This window comes from Runella sp. SP2, from assembly GCF_003711225.1.
Classification (GTDB): domain Bacteria; phylum Bacteroidota; class Bacteroidia; order Cytophagales; family Spirosomataceae; genus Runella.
Map to the genome: position 1 here is coordinate 658160 of NZ_CP031030.1, position 24059 is coordinate 682218.

General features: G+C 45.0%; 20 protein-coding genes. 10 read left to right on the forward strand and 10 right to left on the reverse strand.

Features of this window, described 5'->3' with window-relative positions; genetic code table 11:
* Positions 1-23: 23 nt before the first annotated feature.
* Positions 24-851: a sterol desaturase family protein gene (locus DTQ70_RS02605; RefSeq protein ID WP_122929367.1), complete on the forward strand. Its 828-nt coding sequence runs from the start codon at positions 24-26 to the stop codon at positions 849-851.
* A gap of 89 nt (positions 852-940) precedes the next feature.
* A complete protein-coding gene (locus DTQ70_RS02610) occupies positions 941-1237 on the forward strand; it encodes a DUF3817 domain-containing protein (RefSeq protein ID WP_122934243.1) in 297 nt (98 codons plus the stop codon).
* A gap of 85 nt (positions 1238-1322) precedes the next feature.
* Here the strand turns inward: DTQ70_RS02610 and metK are convergent, their stop codons facing one another.
* Positions 1323-2612: a methionine adenosyltransferase gene (metK, locus tag DTQ70_RS02615; protein ID WP_122929368.1), complete on the reverse strand. Its 1290-nt coding sequence runs from the start codon at positions 2610-2612 to the stop codon at positions 1323-1325.
* 169 nt (positions 2613-2781) lie between these two features.
* On the opposite strand from metK, the gene dusB reads away from it, so the two are divergent.
* Together dusB and DTQ70_RS02625 are read left to right on the forward strand one after the other, a co-directional pair.
* On the forward strand, positions 2782-3777 hold the full coding sequence (gene dusB, locus DTQ70_RS02620) for a tRNA dihydrouridine synthase DusB (RefSeq protein WP_122929369.1): 996 nt from the start codon (positions 2782-2784) through the stop codon (positions 3775-3777).
* 24 nt (positions 3778-3801) lie between these two features.
* Positions 3802-4254 carry a carboxypeptidase regulatory-like domain-containing protein gene (locus DTQ70_RS02625; protein ID WP_122929370.1) on the forward strand — a complete coding sequence of 151 codons (453 nt, stop codon included), beginning with the start codon at positions 3802-3804 and terminating at the stop codon, positions 4252-4254.
* Between the two features lie 65 nt (positions 4255-4319).
* Here the strand turns inward: DTQ70_RS02625 and DTQ70_RS02630 are convergent, their stop codons facing one another.
* The 3 genes from DTQ70_RS02630 to DTQ70_RS02640 form a co-directional block, all read right to left on the reverse strand.
* Positions 4320-5048 carry a hypothetical protein gene (locus DTQ70_RS02630; protein ID WP_122929371.1) on the reverse strand — a complete coding sequence of 243 codons (729 nt, stop codon included), beginning with the start codon at positions 5046-5048 and terminating at the stop codon, positions 4320-4322.
* A gap of 611 nt (positions 5049-5659) precedes the next feature.
* On the reverse strand, positions 5660-9352 hold the full coding sequence (locus DTQ70_RS02635) for a PKD domain-containing protein (RefSeq protein WP_122929372.1): 3693 nt from the start codon (positions 9350-9352) through the stop codon (positions 5660-5662).
* Between the two features lie 223 nt (positions 9353-9575).
* Entirely contained in the window at positions 9576-10667 is a 1092-nt protein-coding gene (locus tag DTQ70_RS02640; RefSeq protein WP_122934244.1) for a DUF2891 domain-containing protein, read from the reverse strand.
* Positions 10668-10773: 106 nt separating this feature from the next.
* Here DTQ70_RS02640 and DTQ70_RS02645 point away from each other — a divergent pair, with 106 nt between their 5' ends.
* Positions 10774-12519, forward strand: coding sequence for a hypothetical protein (locus DTQ70_RS02645; RefSeq protein ID WP_122929373.1), 1746 nt, complete (start codon positions 10774-10776; stop codon positions 12517-12519).
* Here the strand turns inward: DTQ70_RS02645 and DTQ70_RS02650 are convergent.
* Entirely contained in the window at positions 12516-13682 is a 1167-nt protein-coding gene (locus DTQ70_RS02650; RefSeq protein WP_122929374.1) for an AGE family epimerase/isomerase, read from the reverse strand. The genes DTQ70_RS02645 and DTQ70_RS02650 overlap by 4 nt on opposite strands.
* A gap of 69 nt (positions 13683-13751) precedes the next feature.
* Here DTQ70_RS02650 and DTQ70_RS02655 point away from each other — a divergent pair, with 69 nt between their 5' ends.
* Together DTQ70_RS02655 and DTQ70_RS02660 are read left to right on the forward strand one after the other, a co-directional pair.
* Positions 13752-14279, forward strand: a complete 528-nt coding sequence (locus DTQ70_RS02655) for a GNAT family N-acetyltransferase (protein ID WP_122929375.1) — start codon at positions 13752-13754, stop codon at positions 14277-14279.
* Between the two features lie 44 nt (positions 14280-14323).
* The gene (locus DTQ70_RS02660) at positions 14324-14836 is read left to right on the forward strand and encodes a peptidylprolyl isomerase (RefSeq protein WP_122929376.1); all 513 of its coding nucleotides are present in this window, start codon (positions 14324-14326) and stop codon (positions 14834-14836) included.
* A gap of 87 nt (positions 14837-14923) precedes the next feature.
* On the opposite strand, the gene DTQ70_RS02665 is transcribed toward DTQ70_RS02660, so the two are convergent.
* The 5 genes from DTQ70_RS02665 to DTQ70_RS02690 form a co-directional block, all read right to left on the reverse strand.
* The gene (locus tag DTQ70_RS02665; protein ID WP_122929377.1) at positions 14924-15973 is read right to left on the reverse strand and encodes an agmatine/peptidylarginine deiminase; all 1050 of its coding nucleotides are present in this window, start codon (positions 15971-15973) and stop codon (positions 14924-14926) included.
* A gap of 293 nt (positions 15974-16266) precedes the next feature.
* Complete coding sequence (locus tag DTQ70_RS02670; protein ID WP_122929378.1) at positions 16267-16842, reverse strand: dTDP-4-dehydrorhamnose 3,5-epimerase family protein; 576 nt, start codon at positions 16840-16842, stop codon at positions 16267-16269.
* 332 nt (positions 16843-17174) lie between these two features.
* Complete coding sequence (locus DTQ70_RS02680; RefSeq protein WP_122934245.1) at positions 17175-18893, reverse strand: GMC oxidoreductase; 1719 nt, start codon at positions 18891-18893, stop codon at positions 17175-17177.
* A 102-nt stretch (positions 18894-18995) separates the two neighbouring features.
* Complete coding sequence (locus tag DTQ70_RS02685) at positions 18996-19508, reverse strand: gluconate 2-dehydrogenase subunit 3 family protein (RefSeq protein WP_122929380.1); 513 nt, start codon at positions 19506-19508, stop codon at positions 18996-18998.
* A gap of 63 nt (positions 19509-19571) precedes the next feature.
* Positions 19572-20606 (reverse strand): LacI family DNA-binding transcriptional regulator, encoded by a 1035-nt coding sequence (locus DTQ70_RS02690; protein ID WP_122929381.1) that lies wholly within the window; start codon positions 20604-20606, stop codon positions 19572-19574.
* 375 nt (positions 20607-20981) lie between these two features.
* On the opposite strand from DTQ70_RS02690, the gene DTQ70_RS02695 reads away from it, so the two are divergent.
* From DTQ70_RS02695 to DTQ70_RS02705, 3 genes are all read left to right on the forward strand, one after another.
* On the forward strand, positions 20982-22148 hold the full coding sequence (locus DTQ70_RS02695) for a glycoside hydrolase family 88 protein (protein ID WP_122929382.1): 1167 nt from the start codon (positions 20982-20984) through the stop codon (positions 22146-22148).
* Positions 22149-22161: 13 nt separating this feature from the next.
* On the forward strand, positions 22162-22770 hold the full coding sequence (locus DTQ70_RS02700) for an RNA polymerase sigma factor (protein WP_122929383.1): 609 nt from the start codon (positions 22162-22164) through the stop codon (positions 22768-22770).
* Positions 22771-22926: 156 nt separating this feature from the next.
* A complete protein-coding gene (locus DTQ70_RS02705) occupies positions 22927-24009 on the forward strand; it encodes a FecR family protein (RefSeq protein ID WP_122929384.1) in 1083 nt (360 codons plus the stop codon).
* Positions 24010-24059: the final 50 nt, after the last annotated feature.

Here is a 24059-nt window from a genome sequence, read left to right on the forward strand (position 1 = left end):
CTCATTTTTAATTTGACATTCTAATGCTTTTTTTATTGCAGTTTGAACAAGACGTGCAGCCGCTATTGCTGTATGCTGCCCCCGTTATTTTTATTTTTGTAGCCCTCGAATACTGGTTCTTACGCCACGACCCGCACCATCATTACGACGCTGACGATTTGAAAGCGTCGGTCGGAATTGGGGTGGGTGCTTTGGTCATCAATGGATTATTGAAAGCGCTTACGGTCGGTTTGATTTTGTTTTGTTATGAACTTGTGCCGTGGCGCATCCCGAATACGTGGTGGGCGTGGGTGTTGGCGTATTTGGGCATTGATTTCTGTAACTATTTTGCCCATTACATTGCGCACAAACAACGGATTTGGTGGGCGACCCACGTAACGCACCATTCGTCGGAACACCTAAATTTGTCCACTTCGTTTCGAAATTCGTGGACGCAGCACATAAAAATCATTTTTTTTCTGCCCGTTTGGCTATCAGGCATCCACCCCGTAATTACGTTTATGTGTTACCAAATCAACTTGCTGTATCAGTTCTGGATTCATACGGAGGTCATTACCAAATTGCCTCGCTGGTTTGAGTATATTTTTGTCACGCCGTCGCACCATCGGGTGCACCACGGTAAAAATGATGCCTACCTCGACAAAAATTTTGGGACAACATTTATTATTTGGGATCGATTGTTTGGCACGTTTCAAGAAGAAACCGAACGGCCTATTTATGGATTAACGAAACCCGTTACTTCCAATAATGTCGTTTATCTCAATTTTCACGAGTGGCGAGACATTATTAGGGATGTTCGGAAGGCCAAAAGCTGGCGAGAAGTAACGGGTATTTTGTTTGGGCCGCCCTAATATTTTGGTATATAAAAGCAATTTAAAGCCTCAAATCGTCTTTCTTTGTAAATTCATTGGTGCGTTTTTCAACCAAAATTTCAAAAAAGATGGATTTATTAAAAACTCAAATAGGGCGTTTGCGGGTCATTGGTTTTATAGAGGGCGTTTCGTTTTTGCTTATCTTGTTCATAACCATGCCATTAAAGTATTATGCCGAGATGCCAGGCCCCAATAAAGTGATTGGCATGGTACACGGATTGCTGTTTGTGCTGTACGTATTGGCGGTAGTACAGAGTAAAATTGAGTACAACTGGCCCCTAAAAAAAACGGCTTTGGCCTTGCTTGCCTCTATTGTTCCTTTTGGTACTTTTTGGGCCGACGCGAAATTGTTTCGTCAGGTATAATATTTATGATAACAAAAGCCCCCGTTCACCTAAGAACGGGGGCTTTGATATGTCTTTCGGTTGTGAGCAACCGAAAGCACCTAGCTTACAAACCAAAAGCAGCTTTTACGGCGTCAACGTAGTCGAGTTTTTCCCAAGTGAAAAGTTCTACTTCTACTTCGGCCACTTGACCAGCGTTTTTGAATACTTTCGTTACTACTTGCGACTCGCGACCCATGTGGCCATAAGCGGCTGTTTCTGAGTAAATTGGATTGCGTAGTTTGAGGCGTTGCTCAATCGCATAAGGGCGCATATCGAATACGCTTTCTACGATTTTAGCAATTTCTCCGTCGTTCAATTTTTTGCCATTTTCGCCTTTTACTTTCGATGTTCCGTACGTGTTGATATACAAACCGCAAGGTTTAGCTACCCCGATAGCGTATGAAATTTGAACCAATACTTCGTCGCAAACGCCTGCTGCTACCAAGTTTTTGGCAATATGACGCGTTGCATAAGCGGCCGAACGGTCCACTTTTGAAGGATCTTTACCAGAGAAAGCACCACCACCGTGGGCGCCTTTACCACCGTACGTATCAACGATGATTTTACGACCTGTCAAACCAGTGTCACCGTGAGGACCACCGATTACGAACTTACCCGTTGGGTTGATGTGGTACGTGATTTGGTCGTTGAACAATTTGCGCAATGAAGGCTTTAACTTGGCTTTCACGCGTGGAATTACGTAGGTAATGATGTCTTTGCGAATTTGTGCCAACATGGTTTCGTCATCGCCAAAGTCATCGTGCTGCGTTGACACTACGATGGTGTCAATGCGAATAGGCTTGTTGGTGTCAGAGTATTCGATGGTTACCTGCGACTTTGCATCAGGACGAAGGTACTTGATGCGCTTGTTTTCGCGACGGATAGCGGCAAGTTCTTCCAAAATTTTGTGCGACAAGTCTAACGCCAAAGGCATAAAGTTGTCGGTTTCGCGCGTAGCGTAGCCAAACATCATCCCTTGGTCACCTGCACCTTGGGCATTTGCCTTACTTTCAAAATCATCTGCTGCTTGACGGTCAACGCCTTGGTTGATGTCGGCTGATTGTTCGTGAATGGCTGAAAGAACACCACAAGAGTGTGCTTCAAACATGTACTCAGCTTTGGTATAGCCGATTTTGGCGATTACTTCACGTGCAATTTGCTGCACATCGAGGTATGTTTTGCTGTTTACCTCACCTGCCAGAACTACTTGGCCAGTGGTAACGAGCGTTTCACAGGCTACTTTTGACGTAGGGTCAAACGCCATGAAGTGGTCAATAAGGGCGTCCGAAATTTGGTCGGCGACTTTGTCGGGGTGGCCTTCCGATACCGATTCTGAAGTGAATAAATAAGGCATTCTTCTATTGTATGATTTACGAAGTATGAATTACGATTTGTGTGTCGTTGAATTTTAGAGAGCAAAAATAGGTTATTTTCAGAGATAAAGAAAAAAGAACGAACTTTGTGTCCCCGCAAGATAGTGTTTTTGGGGATTAATTATTTTACGTACTAATTTTTGGTTAGCAATGGTAAAAATTGAAAATATAGAATTAGGCGACTTTCCATTGTTGTTGGCGCCGATGGAAGATGTCTCAGACCCGCCGTTTCGGGCGGTGTGTAAAGAAGGTGGTGCTGACTTGATGTACACCGAGTTTGTCTCGTCGGAAGGTTTGATTCGCGATGCGGCTAAAAGTGTGCAAAAGCTAGATATTTTTGAATACGAGCGCCCCATCGGGATTCAGCTTTTTGGGAGCGACATCGAAACCATGGGTGAATGTACCAAAATCGCGACCAAAGCGGGTCCCGATTTGATTGACATTAACTACGGATGCCCTGTTAAACAAGTGGCTTGTCGCGGAGCAGGTGCGGCGTTGTTGCAGGATATTCCTAAAATGGTCAAAATGACCGAAGCAGTGGTGAAAGCTACCCACTTGCCCGTGACGGTTAAAACCCGTTTGGGCTGGGACGAATCCACCAAAAACATTGAGGACGTAGCCGAACGCTTGCAAGACATTGGCATCAAAGCACTGACTGTGCACGGGCGCACGCGCGTTCAGATGTACAAAGGGGATGCCGATTGGACGCTCATTGGTAAAATCAAGGATAATCCACGCATCAAAATTCCAATTTTTGGCAACGGTGACATTGACAGCCCCGAAAAAGCAATCGAATACCGTGACCGCTTTGGTGTAGATGGCATCATGATTGGGCGTGCGAGTATCGGTTATCCTTGGATTTTTAACGAAATCAAACATTTCATCAAAACGGGTGAGCACTTGGCGCCACCTACTACTGCCGAACGCGTACGCGTGTGCAGAAAACACCTCGATTTTTCGATTAAATGGAAAGGTGAACGTACGGGGATTTTGGAAATGCGCCGCCACTACGCTACTTATTTTAAAGGTTTGAACAATTTTAAACCCTACCGAATGCGTTTAGTGGAAACCCTCGACTACGCTCATATTCTGGAGATTTTGGATGAAGTAACCGACATCTACGCCCTAGAAAAAGTGGAAGCGTAAGGGATTCATAAAACCTTTTGAACTATGCGCACTCACTGGTTAAGTAGTTGCCTTTTGTTGTTGATAGCAACATTGGCAGTGGCTCAAAAAAACACCCAAGGTATTTCGGGACAAGTACTTTGGAAGGCTGGAAATTTTATGCCTACTATCGGTACCAAAGCGTCCGTTCCCAAAGCAGTACCCGTGGTGAGAGAGGTGTATATTTATGCTTTGACGAATGATAAACAGGTAGAGGCGGGTGAAGATGCGGGTTTTTATCAAAAAGTGAATTCAAAACTCGTCAGAAAAGTAAAAACTGATAAAAAGGGGCGTTTTTCAGTGACGCTGCCAGTGGGTTATTATTCAGTGTTTACTAAAGAAGAAAAAGGGCTTTATGCCAATCTATTTGACGATGCCATGAATATTAATCCAATTCAAGTTCAAAAACGTCGTTGGACAAAAGTGGAAATGATAATTGATTATCAAGCTGTTTATTAAAAGAACCTCCCGAAAGTTTTGAACATTGTTGTACGCTTTAAAGTTAGGTACGCTCAAACAGACATTTAGTTTGATTGGTTTTTTTGTTTTGAAAATACGGTCATATTTTTGATTCTATCATCAGTAAGACAGTTATCGGCAATATTTTTGATAATTTGAGTGGAGTTCGAGATTTGCCACTTCAAGGTATCTGGCTTGAATTTAAGTTGGACAAATTGGTGAGCAAATTCTTTTCCTACCCTAATCGTTTGTCCGAAATGCGTAATTTGTCCTACTGATGATACTTTTCGAGTGTAGATTTTTTTTGCAATAAATTCATGAACTCTCTTTGAATCAAAGTCTTTACTTGAAAATACGCGTTGTTTAGTAATTAACTCAGGGAAAGCCATCGCCCTGGTTTTTCCCTCCAGCCGAGTTACTGGATACAGCTGTCGTTGAATATGAATTTGGGCATCTAGCTTGGCTTGTAATTCTTGTAAACAACGGCAAGCTTGCACTTCTGCCCAGCGTTGAGTGGTATCTTGCATTTTCTCAACGCGATTATTCATCTGTGGACAATAAGGTTTATTCCAAGTCAAATCAATATCGTGAGCGATAAGCCACAGCGCTAAAGGCGGAGTAGGTGCCCCAGCAGGACTTCCGAATGGCTCGCCATTATCTACTCTAAAACAACCTGCTTTTCCCCATTTGTTGAAAACCTCAATAAGTTTTTGCCGTATTTGGTCAATGGGCACTTGATTGATTCGGGCATAGGGGGAAAACGGGTGCTTCCAGACAAGCTCCACTTTTTTCATCCACAATGGTCAAATAACAAGCTGATTGACCATTTTCTAAGCTTAATCGTTCTTTGGCATCTACCTGCCAGATGTTATGAACCTGTGTTGATTGCCCAATTTTGGGTTCTAATTTTTAGGAACGTGGTTTGCTCATATGAGCTGACAAAAACCAACGTTGAATCGTGCGTACATGAACCACCTGAGAGCAACCATAGCGATTGACCAGGTGCATATGAATCAAGGGGCTTCCCCAATTTGGATGTAAACGTTTTAGCCAAAGAGCTCCTCGATAAATCACATCGGATCTACTGGGCGGCTTTTTGCCACAGTTCTCATATGCTGTTCGTAAATTTGATTGGGGAGTTTTTTGGTGTTTATGCCATAAGTTTCGCAGGGTAGCATAGGGAACACCTAAGTGTTCACTAATATATTTTAGTGTTTTACCTGAGGCTTTTAACTCCAGTAATGACTGCCGTATCGCTGTATTGGTCGCTTGTCCCATCGGTTGTTGCTTGTATGAGCGTATATCAAAAAACAAAAGTACTTAACTTCTTGCCGCTATAAATACTTAACTTTAAGACGTACAGCAACCTCCCGAAAGTTCAAAACTTTCGGGAGGTTCTTTATTTCTACTCCCTAACTACCTTCACTGAAGATTCTACCTTACCGTTTCGCTTATACGATAAGATATACGTACCAGCGGGAAGCTCTTGGGTTGATACTTCTATTTCATTTGCGTTGCTAGTAAGTGACACTGATTTGACCAACTTGCCTTGAATGGTATGAAGTTCGAGCTGAGTTTTATCGGCCAAACTTCTTGATTTGAGCAAGTTATCCAACTTCACTTTCATTACATTTTCAAATGGATTGGGCATTACTTTTAGCAATGATGGTTCCAATTCTTTTTCTTCTTCCAGGGCAGGAGTTACCTCAACGGCGGCTTCTCGTGCAGCAGCATTAGAAGGTTCTGACAAGAGGTTGGCAGGTAGCATTTGGGCACAATTTCCAGCAGTTCCCATTCCTGGCGTTACCGTGATGGTGCGACAAGCTTTGGCTACGCACTCACAAGGGCCATTTCCGTTGTCAGCATAAACAGTTAAGCAAACGTTGTAAGTACCAGCACTGAGGTAAGTGTGTGAGAAAGTAGCACTGTTTGACCAGTTGCCATCACCAAAATCCCAATGGTAGGCGGATATAGGGTATGTACTGGCACTTCCTGTTGAGTTAAACAATACTTGTAAGCCCGTAGCTGCATAACTGATACATGGTGTGACGGTGCATACACATTTTGCTACCACAATTTGGTACGTAAGTGTTTGCTTTCCACAGCCATTGTCGTAGGTGAGTATAACCGTATAAGTGCCTGGATTAGTATAAGCATGGCTTGGATTAAGGGCCGTAGAGGTGAATCCATCGCCAAAGTTCCAAAGTACATTCTGAACGGGACAATCGCTTGTTACCAAGCGCAACGTTACAGGCAATCCTAAACAGGCTGTTTTGGGAACGGTAATGGCAGGAGTACAGCAACATTTTTTCGACTCGGTTTTGATACATGTAGTACCATTGGCAAACGTAATATTGTAAGTAATAACTACATTGCCGCTCGAGGTAGCTTTGAAACACGCATCAACGGTCGTGGAATCGCAAGTACCCGTTGGAGTAAAGGTATAGGTGGACGTTCCTACGTAGCTGGTTGGTGCGGGGTTGCAGGTCCATGCCAAGTTCGTAAACGTGCCGTTGGTCAAAGTAACTTTGACTTGTTTTACGGGACACGCGACTTTCAATTTGCTACAACACAATTTGTCGGTCGGAACAATTTGGGTTTTTTCACAGCAATTTACTGCCGCCGCGTCAATGGAAACACAGGCCAAGTTAGACTCACATGGGGTGAGGTTTACGTCGGTATTGGCGTTGTTGATGTACATCAAGGCAGCCGCTGTTGCGGCAAAGGTATTGCAGGCTTTTTGGGCGTTTTGGGCCGAGGCGCTTACCAAAGCCCTGAAGTCGTATTGCTGCGTAGCGGTTGGCATAAAACTACTGCCAAAATTCGCTTTTACATTGCGAGCACTAACCGCTGAGGCTGTCCAAGTGGTGGTGTTACATCCCCCAGGCGAATACGATAGGTCAGGAAGGCAAATGTTGACCGAATTGGCATAAGTGGAGGAAGCACTCAATGGCGTTGCACCCACAAAATTTTGGTGCAAAACATCAAACTGACTACCACGGCTTACCGCTCGGTTGAGCATCAAATAATCCGTCGTTACGTTGTCGCGGGGGAGCATGTCAAAAAACAACAAATTTTTGAGGGCAGCTCCTGTTTTGGTCAATCCCAAGCGATATATAACGTTTGTATTTGGATTGGTAACTGCGGAAGTAGCGAAGGTTGCTCCGTTGTCTTTGCTTAATTTTTTATCCAACGTAAAGCCAAAAACCGCGTTTGTTGTGAGATATTCGGTATTGGAAGTAGCTAGCACTGCTGACAAGTTGGAATGAACTCTAAAGAAGTTAGGAATAACACCAACGGCAGCATTGTTGAGGACTTTTACGTCAAATTCGATGAAGTAAAAAGGGACGCCCGCCGTGCCGTATTGGCCGCAGTTGGGGTAATAGACATTGGCGCAGCTAGTACCGATGGTTGGGATGTTCCAACGCAGGTTATTTCCTGCGTGAGCGGTAGAAACGCCCGTCCAGGCAGTAGTTCCAATAGGAATGCCCGAGCCTGCCGTACATACTGGACTGTAATTGCTTGATATATAGTAGGTTTCGTTTCCGACGTACTGCAAATTTGCATTTAACAAATCATTGATGTAAGCGCCCGATAGTACGGCTGTGCCGATGTTTTGAACCCGTAAACGATACCGCAACACTTGCCCTTGATTATAAGTCGTTTGCTTGTTACAAATTTCTTTGAAAGCACAAACGTTGGTTGTTGGTGGATAAATCGCGATGGTATTACAAGAAGTACGAACCGTCGTAGGATTAGGCATGGGATACCTCAAGCTCGCACAGTTCATAATACTGCTTGAAGCTAGGGAGTTAATGGTAAAGTTGATGCGGTACGAAACGCAAGCCCCCACGGCTAAAGTACCATTGTTTTGAAAATAAATGGCGGGGTTAGTCCCTAGCGTGGCAGTGTAAGTTTGTGTCGAAGTGGCATTGACCAAAACGTTAGCAGAATTAACATTGACAGTGACAGGGTTAGCCGCAGTTCCTGTTACCTGAATGCTCGTGACCGTAATGCCCGTCGGGATGTTGTCATACACATTGAAGCTGGAGAGTGGAGAGGTACCATTGTTGCAGACGACGATGTTGTAATAGCCTGCGCAGCCACGAGCATTGCCCGATACATAAGAATATTTGCTAATTTGTCCAGAGGTAACGGGAGCCGATTTGGTAACGCAAATTTGGAGTGAATCGGCGTGTTTACCGCAATTGGGAGAGGTGGGTTTGCCCAAATCACCCGTTAAAACTGCTTTATTGGTGCGACTGGTGTTGACGGCAAAACCAGGATAATAGATTTTAATTTTAGCCTGCCGCTGGAAATAGTTTTGGGTAGCGTCAAGCGTTCCTAAGCCTGTCCAAGTGATATTGGTGCCCGAAGCAGTGATAGTGCCCGTAGCGGGAGCAATGGGGGCGCCGCTAACAAATACCGCACCCGCGGGCATTCGATCCACGATGGAGGCATTTTCCAAATTGAGAAAACCGTACAATCCCGTGTTTTTATAAACCGAGACAATGTATTCAACGGTGTCGCTCAACGTCGCCCATTGGCACGTACCACCCGTGTAAGCTAGGCCGCTGGGTACTTTATAGACTTTCCACGGGTCGGTGGCTTGGGCGGTGGTACTTACGTAGCCTGTACAAAGATCAGCACCTGTGGAGGTTCGTAAGCAAGCGCGGTTGCGGGCGGTTTCTCCGTTACAAGTTGTTCCAGCGGGAAACTTCACGTTGATTTGAAAAGACCCCGAGCAAGTTGACGTCGTCGAGGGTATCTGATAAGAAACTTGGGTACCTCCCACAACGGTTGTTTGAGATACGCTTGGCGTACCACATACGGCCGTTGCAATGACGTTGTCAACCACCAATGGGCTAGGCACTACATCCGTGATGGTCGTAGCGGGTGAGCCAGCAGGGATGGTATAAAAGATTGTGTACGTAAACCCAACTCCAGTTGGGATGGTCGAATTACTAACCACTTTTTTCAAAAAATAACCACCAAGGTTGGCTTCTTGAGAGGTGGTTGAATTTTGGGCAATTGCACCTATGGATAGGCACCAAAATAGCAAAATCCTCCACCAATGTGTAGTAAATGGTTGTTTCATAGGGTAAGTAAGAAGTGTAAGAAATAGAAAAAATTAATGCGTTTTTAACGCGAGTGTTGAAGCATATCAACAGAGAAATAGAAGCAAAAATAATGCCGTTTCCTGCGAGAGTGTAGGAAAAATGCACATCTAAAAAGGAATACTATTGTTTTGAAAACATGCTCATTAATTGAGTGTTAATGAGCATGTTAATGAAAGTGTTATCAAAAATTGTGCCACATTTTTATTGCAATGCATACAATGCAAAGGAAGCCAGCCAGTGCTCGCCGCCGTAGCCACCATTGGTGATTTGGGGTAGGGTGGTATTGATAAAATGTTGAGAAGCTTTGAGCATATTTGCCCGACGGGAGTCGGTTTTAGGAAGGGCTCCGACAATGCCTTTCAAACACCAAGCCCTACTCAACGAAAGTCCATCTAAATGAACAATCTGCATGTCGTTTCGGTCACTTATGACGGGGAGTTTAAGGATGTTTTGCAAGCCAGCGGCAGGCATAAAGCCATTGAACCATTTGGTGAATGCTGTGGGTGTTAGGATACGTCGCATTAGGTCTGCTACTTCCAGACTTGGCGATAGAAAATCGGAACCGTCGGGTTCTTGGATGGCGGGCGCTTGGGTATTGTTTAGATAAAAATACTTGGCTTTTTCGACGATTTTGGCTTCAAAAGCGGCATTTTTAACCGTACGGGCGTAGTCAAGGGCAAACACCAAACCGAAAGCCGTGTTGGGATGAACGCCCGTGCGGTTGGGGTAGGTTTGTTTGGGTAAAAATGCCGTCCAAAGCTCCACCACTTGTTGGGTAAGCGGACGTAAATGCTGATGCCATTGGCGGCCTTGTGGGTCGTCCCATGTGGCCAATTCTTCGTCGAGTTTGAGCAACCAAGCCCAGCCGTAAGTACGTTCAAACGTGCGCGAAAACTTGTATTTGGTAAAATACTCCGCTTCGGTTTTCATTTTATCGGGCTGAAAACTATCATCCAGTATTTTTCGTATTTCCGTTTCTTCGGGAAGTCCCTTGAAGGTTTTAAGGAGCCGAACCAACATCCAGTGTCCATGTACAGAAGAGTGCCAATCCAAACAGCCATAAAAAGCAGGGTGTAGTTGCTTGGGTGTGAGTTTGGCGTCATTCTCGGCTTCGATGGTGTGCCCTGTTTTGTTGGGGTATTCGGTATGAATACAATGTAGGGGTAATTTGGCCAAAAAAGAAGCGCCAGCGGACGTGAGGCGCCATTGGTCATTTTCTTTGACAAGGTAGGTGTTTTGGGCAAAGAGCACGGTGAACGGAAAAAAGAGTAAAAAATAAAAGCTATTTTTCATTTTGTTGATAATGAAGCAGTTAAGGTTGGTTGGGGTACATTTTGGGGGGTAAAACACTAAAATCGCCTACGAACTTACTAATTTTAAGCGTTTTTCGACCTTACGCATGACTTTTTTCAATCTTTCTATCCAAAAACGCTTCTTAGTTTCGCTGTGTTTGTTACCGCTGGTGATATACGTGGTTTTTTTTGAAGCCATTGCATTGAATGCCAACTACGTGGCATACGACGATATTCACGTGCTTCAAATTGTAGAGCAATGGCAGAATGCGGTATCTTGGGGCGAAAAATTGGACTGGCTGACCATCGGTTTTCCCGAACACCGCATCGTGTTTACGCGTTTGGTGGTACTCTTGTCGTACTGGCTAACAGGAAGTGTCAATTTCAAAACGTTGATGGTCATCAGTAATTTACTTTGGGTTGGCCAATTGGGAATATTGTTTAAAGTTTTCCAGAAACTCAATCTCTCTTTTGCGTATTTTATCCCCTTGTGTTGGATTGTCCTCAACGTACATGCGTTTGAAAATATCTTTTGGGGAACAAGTTCGCTTGGAAATTTTGGGTTGCTGTTTTTTACCATGATGGCTGCGTATGGATACACACAGCTGTCGCCCAAGTACATTTGGGTAGGGATTGTGTTCTCAATCTTTGCCACATTTTCGTACGGGAATGGCCTGTTGACCTTTCTAATTGGTGGAGTTGTTCTGGCTTTGTCGAATCGTTGGAAAGAGATGAAGCTCACTTTAGGGATATTTGTGCTAACGATGGGACTATATGCACTCACCGATTCGCACGCGTCTCCAAGTTCACTTGATTTGACAAAAGCGGAAAACTATCTGCAAGCAATCATTTGTTTTTTGGCGTTTATTGGGTCTTCGGTAAATTTTGATGCTTACAGCCCGTCCACGCTGGCTCAATGGCTTTCAGTAGTTTTTGGGGGAGTGCTTTTAACAGTAAATACTTGGGCTTTGTTACGACATACGACCATCACAAAAGGTCAGACGATAGTCAGACCTGATATCACCAACCCAACCCTATCTTTATTCCAAAAATACACAATTACATTAAGACTCAACAAAGTGCAGTGGTTTGCGCTATACATGCTGTTATTTGTGTGTTTGACCTCTTTGGGCGTCGTTTACAAACGGGCTGAATGGGACGGCTTATATGGTATGTTCAAGGGCCGCTATCGGATGTATCCCACTTGGATGTTGATTCTGACGTATGTGTTGGTGCTGGATTGGAATCGGGAGAGAATAACGCAGAAATGGTTGGCTATTGGGATGGGAATTGCGGTGATTTTCAATGCTTTGGTGTTGTATTATGCCATTGCACCTGCGGTCAATAATCGCCGAATGGCAGTGGCGCAAGAGTTTAATTCGATGTACAATGCCGATTTGTTGGGGCTAAAAATGTTTGATTTAACGGGCACTGACTTTCTTCGATTGCAGAAACTGTACCAGCCATCCTTGTTTTTTAGACAATACGAAAAAAAGTGGACTGCTTCGACCGATTCACTTTCAACGAACGGAAATTTTAAGGTTGATTCGGTTTTTTGGAGCAACAAAAACTTGAACGTTTATTATCACCGAGATTTTATTCGACCCGTTAAAAATACGGACGATGGAGCTTATGTTATTCTTAAATCAACATCCCACGTATATATGGCAGGTGGAATGCAGCAGGCACTTCCGCTGAAGACATTTCTCCGAAGGGGCTGGTATTGGAACAGAGGATTTATGGCAACTTTTGTTCCTGAGGCAGTCGTTAAAGGCAACTATCGGATGTACGTGCTACTGCGTCAGAACGGAGTTTCAGAATTACTCGATACACAGGAACAAATCACGTTTTAGACACCAATATTTGCCAGTAATTCGGAGGAAGTAAGCAGGTTTCTGATGGGGGCAAAGGCATTTTTGTCAGAAGCCGCTTTAAGGGGCAGCAGTGGCTCTCCGTGCCGACTCACCACGCCTACCCATTCGCCTTCAGGAGAAGGGTCAGGAAAATGTTGCCAGAGATAATCATTTACCCGTTGCCACTGTCTCAACAACGAACGGTCTTGAAGTACTTGATACGCCCGCAGCAGAGCCGTGCAGGCTTCTAATTGCACCCAAGCGTATTTGTAGTAAGCGTCGGGTTCGGTGGCGGGCAGGCTTTTAACGTCTAACCAATGATAATAACCGCCGTAGGCTTCGTCCCAAGTAGTTTCGGCCAAATAAGCGATGTGCTGTGCTAATTGTCTGCGAATTTGTCGTTTGTTGAGGGAGTAAGTCAGTTCGTAAAAAGAATTAAAGGCTTCAAAAACCCGCCCTGCGTGGATTCGTCGCCCCAACAAGCAATCGGAGTAGCCGCCTTCTGGGAACACATTTTCTAATAAAATATCGGCGCGAGGTTCCCAAAAATGTTTCATCAGTTCGCTTAAAAGGGCTTCTCCTCGTTCGCGAAACGCTTTTTCAGAAAGGCAGTTTTTTGCGGCCATTAATGCACGGGCAAGGGCGCTTAGTTCACCAATTTGTTTTAAATGGCGTCCGCTGATGGGCTCGTCGATGTATTTTTGAAGCCGTTTTTCGCGCTTACGAACTGCTTTTGTCAACGATTTTTTGGCTGCTTCGGCATATACTTCATCCTCGGTAATGTTGTACAAAATGCCCCACGCGGCGCAGGCAGCAGCTTCCACTTGGGTGTCTTTCACCTCGGCCACACCTCGGCCTGTAATATCTACTGATTCCCACCAGTTTTCTTTGGCGTCGGTAGCGTATTGAAGCAAAAAATCAGCCCCTTGGCGGGCGTAGTCCAGAAAAGCAGGTCGAGGTTCGGTTTGGTACAACTTCGCAAAAGCCCACGCCTGTTGCCCGTGCCAAGCCATCCACTTGTCGGTTGAAATGACCTCTCCTTTGTTGGAAAGTACGCAAAAATACCCGCCATTGACGCGGTCGATGGCGAAGTCGAGCCAAAAAGGAACGATTCGTTGCAGAAGGTCTTCGCGGTATTGTTGGGCGTATAAAAGCAAATTCATGCCGCAAAAATAGATTTTTTTTTACCTTTGTTATGTACCCAAACCTTCCCCAAAGGCTAGAATTTCATCATGTATTTTATCGAATCTATTCGTTTGCGGTTAATTCCGCTTACTACCCAGCAGTTACAACTCCACGCTAGTGATTACTTAGGATTACAAAAATCGCTAGGTCTTTCTCCGCGCCCCATGAAAATGGAAGAAGAGTTTCAGTCAGAATTCGACGATGCTTTAGCCAATTACTGGCTACCCGAAACGGCGGCAAACGTGGCCAATTATCAGTGGTTTACCAATTGGCTGATTGTTGAAAAGGAAAGCAACGCGGTGGCGGGTGGAATTGGGGTGGCAGGAATGCCCAATGACGATGGTGAGACCGAAATGGGCTACGGTCTAGACGAAGATTTTCGGGGCAAAGGCATTGCGACCGAGGCGGTTGAGTGCTTGATGAAATGGGTGTTCAAGCATCCCGCAGCGCAGGCCCTCACTGCCCAAACGCCCGTTCGACTGCCGCTTTCTCAAAGGGTGTTGGTCAAGGCAGGTTTCTCCCAAGTAAAGGAAGAAAATGGCATCATTTTGTGGCGAAAAGCCAAAGTAAGCTAGTTTACACCCTTAAAAAGCAGTACGTTTGCAAAAAATTTAAACCAATGAAAATAGCAGCTAATCAAGTCGTAGCGTTGGCCTACGAGCTTAGTATTATGAACGATACCGACGAGTGGCAGATGGTAGAAACCGTCGGTGAAGACCAACCTATGTACTTCATTCAAGGAATGAGTGGCTTGCCAGAAAGTTTTGAAGATAAAATTAATGGGCTTGCTGTAGGTGAGTCGTTTGATTTTACGCTTTCTCCCGAGGAAGGATACGGCGATTATGACATGGAAGCCGTTGCTGAACTTCCGATTGATATTTTCAAGGTGGACGGCGAGGTTCAAGAAGATATGCTTCAAGTAGGCAATATGATTCCAATGACCAACGAAGATGGACATCGTTTGATGGGTCAAGTGGTAGAAGTAAATCGTGAGTTTGTGTTGATGGATTTTAACCATCCATTGGCAGGCCGTAAGATGCACTTCAAAGGCTCAGTGATTAATATTCGTCCTGCTACTGCCGAAGAACTAGACCATGGTCACGTTCATGGTGACGGTGGGGTAGAACATTAATAGTTTTTAGTTTAGGGTTTGCTGTTTCGAGTTTATCGTTTTCTAATAAAAATAGACTAAACCCGAAACAGTAAACCTCAAACAGAACTACACCAACGGTTCTTGCTGACTTAGACAGTGGAAACTGCCGAGGCCCCAAACTATTTCTGTGGAGTCGATGCCGATAACCTTGCGGTCGGTGAAACATTGACTCAAAATATCCAATGCTTTTTGGTCGTTGGCGCAGCGGAATGTGGGTACAATAACTGCCGCATTGCTGATGTAAAAATTGGCGTAAGATGCAGGCAAACGCAAATCTTCACTGTACAAAGGTGTTGGCATGGGCAACTCAACGATGTTAAGTTGTTTTCCATTGAGCAAACGCATCTGCTTCAACTCGTGAATGTTTTCTTGTAAAATCTCGTAGTTGTCGTCCGATTTGTTCTCTTCAACAATCGCTACCACCGTATCTTCATTGACAAAGCGCACGGTGTCGTCGATGTGTCCGTCGGTATCATCGCCAATGATACCATCGCCCACCCAAAGAATTTGTTCCACGCCGTAATAATCGCACAAGTATTTTTCAATTTGTGCTTGGCTTAGGTGCGGATTGCGGTTTTCGTTGAGCAAACAAGCTCTGCTGGTCAATAACGTTCCTTTTCCATTGAATTCTACCGAGCCACCTTCCATGATGATGCCAGGTGTCACGTAGTCTAGGCCCAAATAATGAGCAATCGCTACGGGAATCAGGTCGTCGTTGTTGAACGGTGGATATTTTCCTCCCCAGGCGTTATAACCCCAATTGACCACCAGACGTTTTTTGGTTTCAGGATTAATCAAAATACCTGGGCCATGATCGCGGCACCAAGAGTCGTTGGTGGCGTGGAGCGGAAGCTCAATTTGATTGAGGTCGATTCCTGCCCCCAGCAAGTGAAGTTTTATCGTTTGTTGAACCGTTTCGTTGTGCGCATTGATACACACCTTTTCGCCCTCGCTAATAGCTTTGATAAATTCCAAATAAGCAGGAAGCATTTTAGGCTGACGCTCGTACGTCCAAGAGGCTTCGGTGTGAGGGAAACTCAACCAAGTAGCGCGGTGTGGATGCCATTCGGCAGGAAAGAAAAAGCCCTGTTCTTTGGGCGTAGATGAAATTGACATGATGCTTTGTAGTCTATTAAGCAGTTTTGCAGCTACAAAAATAGGGAGAAATGTAGATTGTTTTACGACCCGCGTGTAGGTTCGTTTCGTGCGGTCAGTCGCTATATGTGCGTAAACTGGAAAAATAACCGCACAACCCTGCGATTCATGCCACGTTGTCGGCCATGGTTTTAATGACTACGCTCCAATCGAAGAGGTATGGGCCTATTATTCCGTAGCATTATTATTCAACCATATAAGACATATAAGTTTTTCTTATAATCCCTTATATGTCTTATATGGTTCAACAAAAACTAAGAGAAATACCCTTTAAATGTCAAGCCATTGATAAGCCCCTGTAATGATGGTGCGTCGGCAGCTAAATCACTCAAAATCGGGTTTTCAACGCCCCAGTTGAGTTCAAGTTCGGGGTCGTTCCAGCGGCAGCGCCAGTTGTCATCCGCGCCGTAGTCGGGATAGGCTTCCGAAACCGCCTGTACGTGAATAGACGGCGTAAAGAAATACCATCCATGTAGCATCCCAACGGGGAATACAAGCGCGGCGGGATCTTCCCCAAACAATTCAAACAAGGCAGATTGGTGCTGGGTAGGAGAACCAGGCCGCAAGTCGCGGAGTCCTAATAAACAGTGTCCTTCGATAAGACAAAAGTACTCGTCGTGGCGGACGTGAAAGTGCATTCCCCGAAAGACGTTGGCTTCCGATTTTACGGCGCTCCACTGTACAGGCTTGAGAACTGTTCCCCAGTGGTCTTGAAAGATTTCGGTAAACGACCCACGATGGTCTTTATGCTCGTCTAACGACACCAAGCGAACTTGGTGGAGTTCAACCCCATCTATTTGTGCGGATTTTATAAGCTGAGTAGTATTCATGGTACAATGCGGTTTTGGGCGAAAGTACCACGAGGCAATGAATAAAAAACTGAGAGATGTCAGGGCTTTGATTTTATCCGTTTTCAATTACATAATGAGTTTCACACCACTCCTAAAACCCCACGCCTTTAGGCTGGGGATAAAGGAAATTAGGCAACTTAACGAGGCTTTAGCCCTGACTTTTCCATATTAAAGAGCTAAAAAGTCAGGGCTAAAGCCCTAGATTAAGCTCTTGTTTACAGACCCCAGCCTAAAGGCATGGGGTTTTATGACTCACATATCGTTGATAATGTCCAGTTTAATTTTGCACAATTACCTATAGACAAAAAAGATTACAAATTCTTCGCTTTCATTTGTTTTACGGCGTAGTCAGCGGCGCGAGCAGTGAGTGCCATGTAAGTGAGCGACGGGTTTTGAGTGGCGGTTGAGGTCATACACGCCCCATCCGTAACAAACACGTTTTTGCAAGCGTGGAGTTGATTCCAATTGTTCAAAAGCGATGTTTTAGGGTCTTTACCCATCCGAACGCCACCCATTTCGTGGATGTCAAGTCCTGGTGCTTTGTTTGGTACATCGTGGGTTTGGATGTTTTTGAAACCTGCTTTCGTAAACATTTCGGTCAGCTGTTCGTGGTAATCTTTCACCATCTTTTCGTCGTTGTCGTCGTAGCTTACCGAAACCCGTAGCTGCGGGATACCCCAAGGGTCTTTCAGGTTTGAATCAAGCGCCACAAAATTAGTTTCTTTCGGAATGGTTTCGCCCATCATGTGCGAACCCACGCGCCAGTTGCCATATTTTTTCTCTGCCAATGACGTTTTCAGCTCTTCACCCATGCCTGAGCGGTCGTTGAAGGTAATACGGCTGGCATTAAAGCCCGCAGCGTAGCCGCGTAAAAAGTCGGTTTCTTGTTTAAGTAAGTTACGGAACCGAGGAATGTAGCTACTATTGGGGCGGATTCCCTCGGAGGTCGTATCTAGGAAGCCTTCGTATTCACCCGAAATGCTTGTACGGTAGTTGTGGAAAGCGATGTACTTGCCCATTAGTCCATTATCGTTACCCAAGCCTTTGGGGAAGCGATGAGAGGTAGAGTTGAGCAAAATCAAGTTGGTATTAAGTGCAGCAGCATTCACAAAAATAATCTTTGCGAAATACTCCGTCATCTCTTTTGTCTTGGCATCAATGACGCGTACGCCCGTGGCTTTAGCTAATTTTTCGTCGTAGATAATTGAGTGCACCACCGAGTCGGGCTTGAGGGTCATCTTTCCCGATTTCATAGCCCACGGAATCGTCGTGGCGTTGCTGCTAAAATATCCTCCGTACGGACAGCCACGTTGACAAAGCGCGCGATTCTGGCATTGAGCACGCCCTTGTTGGAAGTGAATCGGATTCGGTTTCGTCAAGTGCGCGCAACGACCAATGATAATGGGGCGCGAGCCTCCGTAATGTTTGGCCATTTGTTCTCCAAAGTATTTTTCTACGCACGACTGCTCGTGAGGGGGTAAAAACTCGCCGTCGGGAAGCTGTGGAAGGCCGTCTTTGTTACCCGAAATACCCGCAAATTTTTCAACGTAACTATACCAAGGTGCAATTTCGTTGTAGTTGATTGGCCACTCTACGGCAAAACCATCCCGAGCGGGTCCTTCAAAGTCAAATTGTGACCAACGTTGTGTTTGGCGAGCCCAGAGCAACGACTTTCCACCTACTTGGTAGCCGCGAATCCAGTCGAAAGGTTTCTCTTGTACGTAAGGGTGTTCGGCGTCTTTGACAAAAAAATGCGCAGCATCTTCGTTGAAAGCGTAGCATTTGCTCACGATAGGGTTGGCGTCTTTGACCTCTTTTGGCATTTGATTCAAATGAGGAAACTCCCACGGGCGCATCATGGTCGTTGGGTAGTCGGTGACGTGCTGCACATTGCGACCGCGTTCTAACACAAGGGTACGTAAGCCTTTGCCCGTGAGCTCTTTGGCCGCCCAACCCCCACTGATACCAGAGCCAACGACAATGGCATCAAATGTACGATCTTTGATAGAATCTATTGAGAAATAAGACATTTGTAAGTTTGCAGTTTTGAGGTTGAATTGCGTCAGAGACGCTGTGCCACTGTTGACCCAAATCACAGTTTGGGCCAAGCTTAATCAAGATTAAGTTCTATGCTATTTCTTGACAGGAACACAACCGTGATAAAATCCAGGTGCCATGTTGTATTTCTGAATGTTGACCATGACGTATTCGGAGTTTTGGTAGCCCTGAATCGTCAAGTTTTTAATCATGCTTACAAACGGCTTGGTATCTGCGTTGTCGGCCAGTTTTTTGAGAAGGTCAAGGCGTTGTTTTCCATCACAAGCAGCAAAAGACTTGCTATATGCTTGTTGAGCGGCGCTATTTGTGTCGGCTAAACCTTTTTTGAGGTTTTTTTGCGCATTTTCACCGTAGCAATCATTGATCATCCGAAGCGCAAATTGATGGACTTTTAGCGATTTTGCACCTGGCGTTGAAGTTTCAGGAATGATGGTTTCAACGATTTCGGCGAGGGTATCTTCCTCTGCCATTGTAAGTAGGGTAGGCCCTTTTACCGTTTCGGGAGTCCATGCTTGCGCCCAGCTTGGCAGACTCATCAATCCTCCAACGGCCGCCGTTAGGCTTTTTAGGGCAGAACGTCTTTGCATAATAACGTTTGGTTAGTTTTACTTATACAAAGAAATGAAACTACATTTGATACCTATCAAAACTTATTTTTTTCGCCCTTCAACCATCGATGACTCCCTAATCATCAGTTGCGTACTGAGTACAATCGTTTCGGCAACGACAGGTTGGTCGTTTTCAAGTTGTTTGAGTAAAAGCCGAACGACTTGTGCACCCATTTCTTGAATGGGCTGGTTGACACTCGTAAGCGATGGCGAAAGATAAATGCAGGTGGGGTCGTTGTTGAAACTCACAATGGCCACGTCCTCAGGAATCCGAATTCCTTTTTGTTTAAAAGCATACATGGTGGCAAACGCAATGCGATCGGTCATGGTCAGAATTCCGTCGGGCGGTGTGGGCAAGCTCATCATATTGAGTGCCTGCATCATGGTGTTTTCTTGGGTAAAATCATTGTGAAAAACGTAGCGCTCGTTGTAGGGCAGGCCGTAGTGTTCGAGGGCGTCTTTGAAGCCTCGTAAACGCTCGTTGCTGATAAGCAGGTGCGGCGGGCCTGCCATGCAGCCAAGGCGTTGGCAGCCGTTTTCGATGAGGTGTTGGGTTGCCTTAAAAGCCGCTTCGTGGTTGTCAACGATGACCCGCGAGGCGTCGATGTCGGTTGAATAGCGGTCAAAAATCACGAGGGGCATATTTTTGCGCTGCAAGCGATAAATGTGTTCAAAATCGCTCGTATCGCGCGCCAACGACATAATCACCCCTTCAACTTGGCTGTGAAGCAGGTTTTGAATCTGAGCAACTTCCCGTAAATACGATTCGTTGGTTTGGCATACCACCACACTGTAGCCCGCTTGCATGGCTGCCTCCTCGATGCTGTTGAGCATCGACGCAAAAAAATGATAACTCAAGGTCGGTAAAATCAGCCCAATGGTTTTTGTGCGGCTTTTGACAAGGTTTTTTGCCAACTGATTGGGTTGGTAGTCCATGTCCTCCGCCAACTGTAACACCGCTTGGCGAGTTTCGGGGTGTATCTCGGGCATCCCGCGCAAAGCGCGCGACACGGTCGAGGCAGATAAATTGAGGGCATTAGCAATGTCTTTGATCGTGACGGCCGTATTTTTATTCATTGGGTTTAGAGAAATATAATTTTTACAATATGCCACTCATTTTGGGTAGAAAACCCGAGGAATGTCGGGAAATGATACAGTTGGTGACTTTAGTTTAAATATTTGATTTTTTTAAGTTTAAAATGAGTGTTGCAGAAAAACCGCAAACGTAACCGCAAACGTTTGCGGATGATATTGCGCAGAAATATGTTCAATTTTTGCGTTATTTCTTTTTGAAATGTGAATTTACTTATACTTTTAACATAAAGAAAGGCAGAATAGCCCTTTTATTTGTGTAAATGATAAATGTAGGGCAATCTTGTTGAATGGCTTCAATTTGTACTTTTTCAATAAATTCGTTATCCTTTTTTACGTTCTAATAAATCTATTACTTGAATGAAGAAAATCCTTGTGTGTGTTATGACTGTGCTGACGCTGTCGGCATGGGGGCAGTCCAAAATTGATGTAAAAAAAGAGTTTGAGTTTGCCGCCAAGCAGTACGAAGGAATGTTGGCAGCTCACCCCGACATTACGAAGTTTCCCCAATCGACAAACCCCGACGGAACCCCGCGCGACATGAAGTCGAGCTGGTGGTGCAGCGGATTCTTTGGAGGTTCTTTGTGGTATATTTATGAATTTAACAAAGCGCCTCAGTGGAAAGAAGCTGCCCACAAATGGACGATGGCCGTCGAAAAGGAGCAGTACAATAAAGGCACGCACGATTTGGGCTTTATGATTTATTGTCCGTTTGGAAATGGTTACCGCCTGACCAAAAACGAAGCCTACAAACCTATCATGCTGACAGGGGCGCAGTCGTTGGCGACACGTTTTGATCCCAAAGTGGGGCTGATTAAGTCTTGGAATAGCTTCAAAGGTGGGTACAATTACCCCGTGATTATTGACAATATGATGAATTTGGAGTTTTTGTTTTGGGCAGCGAAAACGTCGGGCAACAAAGACTTGTATAATTTGTGTATCACGCACGCCGATAACACCATGAAACACCACTATCGCCCCGACCACAGCGCCTATCACGTTATCTGCTACGGGCCAAATGGTGAAGTATTGGCCAAGAAAAACCACCAAGGCGCGTTTGACGAGTCGTCGTGGTCAAGAGGGCAATCGTGGGGAATGTACGGGTACACAGTCATGTACCGCGAAACTAAAGACCAAAAATACCTCGATCATGCGCGCAATATCGCTGACTATTTGTTGAGCCACCCCAACATGCCAGCCGACAAAGTACCGTACTGGGACTACAACAAACCAGGGGAAGAACGCGATGCTTCAGCAGGGGCGATTTTGGCGTCGGGCTTGTTGGAGTTGAGTACCTACGGTGGTAAAAATGCTAAAAACTACTACAACACTGCCGTTACAATTTTGGAAAGCTTGTCGAAACCACCTTACAAAGCAGAGTTGGGCAAAAACAATCATTTTATTCTACAACACAGCGTAGGACACAAGTTAGGTAATTCGGAGATTGATGTGCCTTTGGTATATGCCGACTATTACTACTTGGAAGGACTGCTCCGTTACCAAGCCTTGAACAAGAAGAAAAAATAGACGTACGTGCTACATGAAGCCAATAGAAACCTCATCGTCCCAAGTGGATAGTCAGCTATGGTCCCAGTTGAAAAATGGGAGTGAGTGGGCGTTGGGCAGGCTCGTTAAAAAATATTTCAATCCTTTACAAAATTATGGGTGCAAGTTCGTCCCCTCCGAAGATTTTGTAAAGGATTGTGTCCAAGAGGTATTCATTGAAGTATGGCAACGCCGCGAACGCCTCAGCACTCCCGTGAGCGTCAGGGCGTATTTGTTGAGTTCGGTCCGAAAAAAAGTGCTGAGGGAAGGCTTTCGGCAACGAATTTTGAAGGATGAACAACACGAAATCGACACCATCTTGGATTGGCATTCACAAGAGCTTCCGCACGAATGGGCGATTATTGAACAAGAGAATGTTGAATTATTGACCCAAAAAATCACGATTTTACTGGATAAACTGCCCAAAAGACAACGTGAAGCTATCTATTTGCAATTTTATCAAAACCTGAATCGGGATGAAATTGCGCAGATAATGGAGGTTAACCCGCAGTCGGTTTCCAATTTGGTACAGTCAGCATTGAAAGTATTTCGTACCCATTGGCAAGTGATTCAGGTGTTGTTGGGGGTAATTTTATTCCATTGACAGTTTTAAGATGGCAAATACATATACGCAATTAGATATGCTCCTTTGGGCTACATCCATCCCGACACCTTTGTAAACCTTGTAAAAAAAATGAAGAAGAAAGGAGTATATTAGTTGGTTTAGCGCCATCTGATAGAAAAACATTCCTATTACCCAATGAATTATTACCGCTCGTATCAGTTAGAGGACTTTGCCCGCGACGAATCTTTTCGTCAGTGGGTACTGGAACACGAGCCTAGTAATACCCAATTTTGGCAGCAATGGCTTGCCGAAAACCCCGACTGCCGCGAAAAAGTCCATTTGGCCAAGGCGTTTTTGTTGGCCTTAGAAGAAAACGAAACCGATTTGCCAGAGTTGGAATTAGACGCCATTACAGAGCAGATTCTCCAAGCACCTCCGCAAACTTCTTCTCAGTTTTGGCAGTTCCCACTGTTCCAATGGGCGGCTTCTATCATTCTGCTTTTGGGCGTGGGGTGGGGAACATATTCTTATTTTCGACCTAGCACATTGGCATTTCATGACAGCAAAACGGTCGTAGCTTTCAAAGATAATTATCTCGAACAGACCAATCAAAGCGACCGCGTTCAGAAAATTTCCTTGCAGGATGGAAGTACCATTTCGCTTTATCCCAAGAGCCGAATTCGGTACCCACAGCCTTTTCGTGCGCAACTGCGAGAGGTTTATTTGGAGGGAAAAGCCTTTTTTGATGTTGCGAAAAACCCCCAACAGCCATTTTGGGTCTATACCGACTATATTTCTACGCAAGTATTGGGTACGAGCTTTATGGTTCAAGCATTTTCGGAGGCCGATGAGGCTAAAGTGGTGGTCAAAACGGGGCGTGTGTCAGTTTATACCCTAAAAGACTCAGAAAAAGCCACAACGAACCAACAAGCAGTAAAAGCGGGGGTGGTGCTTACCCCTAACCAGCAAGTTGCTTTTTCAATACCCCAAGAACGTTTTTTAAAATCGATTGTAGAAGCGCCAGCTGCAGTTGTACAGACACCCGTTAGTAGCTATTCGTTTGAGGAAACGCCTGTTAGTCAGGTGTTTGATTTGATAGAAAAAACCTACGGTATCTCCGTGATTTATGATGCCAAAGTCCTCGAAAATTGCTTTTTGACGGCTACACTTTCCGAGGAGTCGCTGTTTGATAAACTCGACCTCATCTGCAAAATCACGCACTCGACCTACGAAATCGTTGATGCTCAAATCATTATCCATAGCCGAGGGTGTAAATAGTATTTTTTTAAAAAAAAATTTTAAAAAAGCAGTATTTTAGGCTTCGGTTC

Excerpts from the sequence above, each read along its gene's own strand:
- dusB (WP_122929369.1), top strand. The coding sequence starts at position 2,782 with ATGGTAAAAATTGAAAATATAGAATTAGGCGACTTTCCATTGTTGTTG.
- DTQ70_RS02610 (WP_122934243.1), top strand. The coding sequence starts at position 941 with ATGGATTTATTAAAAACTCAAATAGGGCGTTTGCGGGTCATTGGTTTT.
- DTQ70_RS02700 (WP_122929383.1), top strand. The coding sequence starts at position 22,162 with ATGAAGCCAATAGAAACCTCATCGTCCCAAGTGGATAGTCAGCTATGG.
- DTQ70_RS02625 (WP_122929370.1), top strand. The coding sequence starts at position 3,802 with ATGCGCACTCACTGGTTAAGTAGTTGCCTTTTGTTGTTGATAGCAACA.
- DTQ70_RS02650 (WP_122929374.1), bottom strand. The coding sequence starts at position 13,682 with ATGAATTTGCTTTTATACGCCCAACAATACCGCGAAGACCTTCTGCAA.
- DTQ70_RS02630 (WP_122929371.1), bottom strand. The coding sequence starts at position 5,048 with ATGAAAAAAGTGGAGCTTGTCTGGAAGCACCCGTTTTCCCCCTATGCC.
- DTQ70_RS02660 (WP_122929376.1), top strand. The coding sequence starts at position 14,324 with ATGAAAATAGCAGCTAATCAAGTCGTAGCGTTGGCCTACGAGCTTAGT.
- DTQ70_RS02685 (WP_122929380.1), bottom strand. The coding sequence starts at position 19,508 with ATGCAAAGACGTTCTGCCCTAAAAAGCCTAACGGCGGCCGTTGGAGGA.
- DTQ70_RS02690 (WP_122929381.1), bottom strand. The coding sequence starts at position 20,606 with ATGAATAAAAATACGGCCGTCACGATCAAAGACATTGCTAATGCCCTC.
- DTQ70_RS02645 (WP_122929373.1), top strand. The coding sequence starts at position 10,774 with ATGACTTTTTTCAATCTTTCTATCCAAAAACGCTTCTTAGTTTCGCTG.
- DTQ70_RS02705 (WP_122929384.1), top strand. The coding sequence starts at position 22,927 with ATGAATTATTACCGCTCGTATCAGTTAGAGGACTTTGCCCGCGACGAA.
- DTQ70_RS02605 (WP_122929367.1), top strand. The coding sequence starts at position 24 with ATGCTTTTTTTATTGCAGTTTGAACAAGACGTGCAGCCGCTATTGCTG.
- DTQ70_RS02640 (WP_122934244.1), bottom strand. The coding sequence starts at position 10,667 with ATGAAAAATAGCTTTTATTTTTTACTCTTTTTTCCGTTCACCGTGCTC.
- DTQ70_RS02655 (WP_122929375.1), top strand. The coding sequence starts at position 13,752 with ATGTATTTTATCGAATCTATTCGTTTGCGGTTAATTCCGCTTACTACC.
- DTQ70_RS02695 (WP_122929382.1), top strand. The coding sequence starts at position 20,982 with ATGAAGAAAATCCTTGTGTGTGTTATGACTGTGCTGACGCTGTCGGCA.
- DTQ70_RS02680 (WP_122934245.1), bottom strand. The coding sequence starts at position 18,893 with ATGTCTTATTTCTCAATAGATTCTATCAAAGATCGTACATTTGATGCC.
- metK (WP_122929368.1), bottom strand. The coding sequence starts at position 2,612 with ATGCCTTATTTATTCACTTCAGAATCGGTATCGGAAGGCCACCCCGAC.
- DTQ70_RS02635 (WP_122929372.1), bottom strand. The coding sequence starts at position 9,352 with ATGAAACAACCATTTACTACACATTGGTGGAGGATTTTGCTATTTTGG.
- DTQ70_RS02670 (WP_122929378.1), bottom strand. The coding sequence starts at position 16,842 with ATGAATACTACTCAGCTTATAAAATCCGCACAAATAGATGGGGTTGAA.
- DTQ70_RS02665 (WP_122929377.1), bottom strand. The coding sequence starts at position 15,973 with ATGTCAATTTCATCTACGCCCAAAGAACAGGGCTTTTTCTTTCCTGCC.